The 3,924-nt window shown below is 62.7% G+C and carries 5 protein-coding genes; 1 reads left to right on the top strand and 4 read right to left on the bottom strand.

Going from position 1 to position 3,924, the window contains the following annotated elements; genetic code table 11:
• Positions 1-216 precede the first annotated feature (216 nt).
• The 4 genes from aztC to AC5DC2_RS20705 all read right to left on the bottom strand — a co-directional run bounded on the left by aztC (position 217) and on the right by AC5DC2_RS20705 (position 3,563).
• Positions 217-1,149: a zinc ABC transporter substrate-binding protein AztC gene (gene aztC, locus AC5DC2_RS20720; protein ID WP_491699852.1), complete on the bottom strand. Its 933-nt coding sequence runs from the start codon at positions 1,147-1,149 to the stop codon at positions 217-219.
• Between the two features lie 24 nt (positions 1,150-1,173).
• Positions 1,174-2,043: a zinc ABC transporter permease AztB gene (gene aztB / locus AC5DC2_RS20715; RefSeq protein ID WP_491699851.1), complete on the bottom strand. Its 870-nt coding sequence runs from the start codon at positions 2,041-2,043 to the stop codon at positions 1,174-1,176.
• Complete coding sequence (gene aztA / locus AC5DC2_RS20710; protein ID WP_491699850.1) at positions 2,043-2,816, bottom strand: zinc ABC transporter ATP-binding protein AztA; 774 nt, start codon at positions 2,814-2,816, stop codon at positions 2,043-2,045. The genes aztB and aztA overlap by 1 nt, the downstream gene beginning before the upstream one ends.
• A 267-nt stretch (positions 2,817-3,083) precedes the next feature.
• A complete protein-coding gene (locus AC5DC2_RS20705; protein WP_491699849.1) occupies positions 3,084-3,563 on the bottom strand; it encodes an RrF2 family transcriptional regulator in 480 nt (159 codons plus the stop codon).
• A gap of 133 nt (positions 3,564-3,696) precedes the next feature.
• On the opposite strand from AC5DC2_RS20705, the gene AC5DC2_RS20700 reads away from it, so the two are divergent.
• Positions 3,697-3,924: FAD-binding protein (locus AC5DC2_RS20700; protein ID WP_491699853.1), on the top strand; the 228-nt coding region annotated here is incomplete at its 3' end.

The following is a 3,924-nucleotide window of genomic DNA, read 5'->3' as shown; positions in this document are numbered from 1 at the left end:
GAGGTCGAAGGCCGTGATTTTCGCATCGGCATGATCGCCGACGAAAACGCGGTAGAGGGTGACGCTGTCCTCATGGTCTTCGGCAAACGCCGAAGGGGCGCCGAGCGAAATCGCGAGTGCGGATGCACCCAGGATCCATCGTTTCATATCAGTCTCTCCTTGATGGTATAACGTAACAGCGATGGGCAAGGTTCGGCCTCACCCGGTTTATTGGTGTCAGCCGTTGTTGATGGCCGTCGCGAGCGTTTCGACGTTGTAGTGCATCATGTCGATATAGCGCGGCGCGGGGCCGTCGGCTGAAGACAATGCGTCCGAATAGAGCGTTCCCCCAAGTTCCAGTCCGGCTTCGGACGCGATCTGTTCGACGAGGCGGGCGTCGGAAATGTTTTCGGCAAAGACGGCCGCCGCGCGCTTCTCGCGGATTTCGCGGATCAGCGAGGCGACATCCGCGGCGGAGGCTTCGGACTCGGTCGAAACGCCCTGCGGCGACAGGAAGGCTATTCCGTAGTCGCGCTCGAAATAGCGAAAGGCATTATGGGCGACGACGGCGACGCGGCGATCCTCGGGGATCGCATCGACCGTGGCCCGGATTTCCGCATCGAGCGCGGTCAGATCGTCGAGATAGGCCTCGGCATTGGCCTCGTAGGTCGGGCATCCTTCCGCATCGGCGGCGCAGAAGGCCTGTTCGATGTTCTCGACATAGACCTTGGCATTTTTGACCGACTGCCAGGCATGCGGGTCGTTCGGCGCGGCGTGGAAGATCGCCTTGCCGTCGATGTAGTGATAATGGCCGCCATTGGGATCGTTCAGAATGTCGGCGCCATCGGTCACGGTGGTGATCGGCGCATCCGCCTGGCTGGCCTCGATCAGGCGGTCCATGAAGCCTTCGAGCTGCAGGCCGTTGACGAGGATGACGTCGGCCCGCGCCAGCGCCATGGCATCGGCTGGGCGCGGTTCATAGACATGGGCGTCGCTGTCCGGTCCGACCAGCGTTCGAAGCGTGATGCGGTCGCCGCCGACCTGTTCGGCAAAATCGCCGATGATCGAGAAGCTGGCGACCACGGCGAGCTTGTCATCCTCGGCGTGGGCGGGCGCGCAGAATGCAGCGGTGACGATCAGGCTTGTGAAAAGGGCTGTCAGTGTCTTCATGTTGAATTCCGGTAAGTTGCTTGATCAGGCCGCGCGATGCAGCGAGTTCGGCAGGCGCGACAGAAGAAGGCCGCGCGGGCTTGCGACGACCGAAACGAAATAGATCGCGCCGGCCGACAGGATGATCGCCGGGCCGGAAGGCAGCGAGGCGTGATAGGACAGCAGCAGGCCGACGATGGAGGAAACAACGCCGATGGCGATGGCGAGTGCGCACATGGTCGAAACGCGTTGCGTCCAGAAGCGGGCGGCGGCTGCCGGCAGCACCATCAGCCCGACGGACAGAAGCGTTCCGAGCGCCTGAAAGCCCGCCACCAGATTGATGACCACGAGGCCGAGAAAGATGAAATGCACCGGCGAGCCAAGGCGGGAGACGGAGCGCAGGAACAGCGGGTCCATGCATTCGGCCACCAGCGCCCGCCAGAACAGGCCGACGAGAACCATGGAGGTGACGGAAACCAGCGCGATCAATGTCAGCGCGTCGTCGTTCAGCGCCAGAACCGTGCCGAACAGGACATGCATCAGGTCGACGCTGGAGCCGCGCAGCGACACCATCATCACGCCAAGCGCCAGCGAAATCAGATAGAAGGCGGCCATCGAGGCATCTTCCTTCTGCACGGTGAGCCGGGCGATGGCGCCCGCGCCGAGCGCCACGAAGATGCCGGCGACAAGCCCGCCGATGGTCATCGGCACGATTTCGAGGCCATAGAGCAGGAAGCCGGCGGCCGCGCCCGGAAGGATGGCATGCGCCATCGCATCGCCGGTCAGGCTCATGCGCCGCAGCATCAGGAACACGCCGACCGGGCAGGCGCTGAGCGACAGCATCAACGCGCCGGACAAGGCCCGCTGCATGAAGGCGAACTCGATGAAGGGCAGCACCAGAGCGTCGTAGATCATCAGCGCGCTCCGTTCGAGGCTTGCCGAAGACCGGCATTGCCATCGGGCCCGCACCACGGCGCGTGCTCATCCCATGGCTCGCTGTAATGGCGGGCGCGCAGCAGGTTTTCCGCCGAAAGCGTGCCATAGACGTCACCCCAGGCGATTGGCCGTCTGGCCAGCAGCAGCGCTTCGGGAAAGTGTTCGCGCACGAGATCGAGGTCATGAACGACGACCATGACCGTGCGCTGCTCCCCGTGCCAGTTCTTGATCAGCGCCACAAGATCGGTGATCGTGCGCGCATCGACCGCATTGAACGGTTCGTCCAGCAGAATGAGATCGGCGTCCTGCACCAGAACCCGCGCAAACAGCGCCCTTTGCAGCTGGCCTCCGGACAGGCTGTCGACGGGACGCTTTTCAAAGCCTTTAAGACCCACGGCCATCAGCGCGTCGCTGACCGCTCGCCGGTCCTCGGCGCGATGCCGCCCGAGAAGACCGCGCCGCGGCCACAGCCCCAGCGAAACGAGGTCCACGACCCGAGCGGGAAAGCTGCGGTCGAGCTCGGAAAGCTGCGGCAGATAGGCCAGACGCGTGCCGGGCGCGACCGCGCAACTGCCGCCAAGCGGCCGCAGCAATCCGACAATGCCCTTCATCAGCGTCGACTTGCCCGAGCCGTTGCCGCCGACCACCGCCGTCAGGCTGCCCTTGCCGACAACGCCGTTCAGGTGGTGCACGGCCGGATGCCGGTCATATCCAAGCGTCAGATCGCGAAAGGTCAGGCAGGCCTCGGCCATCAAAGGGCTTTCACTCAAGTCAGGGAACAGTCTGGTTAGACTGGTAATGTAATAACGTTACATTTAAGGGAAGCCGATTTTGATGGCAACCACTTTTCTGCTCGCGCCTGAAAATCGTTTCGATATCCGGCCTTGAATACAGCGTCGTGATGGACCGTCATGGCCCGGCGACATGGCCGGAGACTTGGCCCGGAGACTTGGCCCGGCGACTTGGCCCGGCGACTGGGCGCTGCGCCTGATCACTTCAAACTGGACGGGGTCCGAAGATCAGCTCTTGGCATGCGAGAAAGCGGCTGCCGTATTACTGTCGGCGTCCCCGTGAAGGGCGGCAAACCGGTGCTCGAAATCCTGCGCCAGGTCCTCCACCGAGATCTCGGAGAACTGCTGCAACAGGCGGCGCTCGGCTTCCTGCATCGCAAGGTCAAGCCGCGCGTCGACGGCCTTCTCCACCAGACAGTCGGCGGGCTCCGCGCCGGGGCCGATGTTGAACAAGGGCGGGCTGCCGATCGCCTCGTAGACATCAAGCAGCGATATTGCGCTCAAGGGGCGCGCCAGTTGCCAGCCGCCGCCATGGCCCTTTTCCGAGATCAGGATTTCCTTGTCCCTGAGGCCCGCCATCATCCGCCGCACCACGACAGGATTCGTCGAAATCATCCCGGCGATCTGATCCGACGTCGCGCGTTCGACGTGCCGGTCGAGATGGATCAGCACGTGCAGCATACGGGACAGGCGGAGGTCGCGCGGCATCAAATGGGCTCCTGACTTTCGGATGCCTCTTGTCTAGCAGTGATCATGAAACAATGAAAGTTTCATGTCTTGCTTCGGTTCGGGATTTCATGTAACTCATAAAAATACATTAAGCCAAATACAGGATCAGGCTATGGATCATGATGTTCTCATTATCGGCGGCAGTTTTGCCGGGATGTCAGCCGCCATGCAGCTGGCGCGGGCGCGAAAACAGGTGTTGGTGCTGGATACCGGCATGCCCAGAAACCGGTTTGCGGCGGCGTCGCACGGGTTTCCGGGCCAGGACGGGCAAAGCCCGGCCGATATCAAGGCGTGGTTCAGCGAAGAGCTGAGCGCCTATCCGACCGTTCGTTTTCGCGAC

Source organism: Martelella sp., from assembly GCF_984369615.1.
This window is presented reverse-complemented; position numbering and strand designations above follow the sequence as displayed.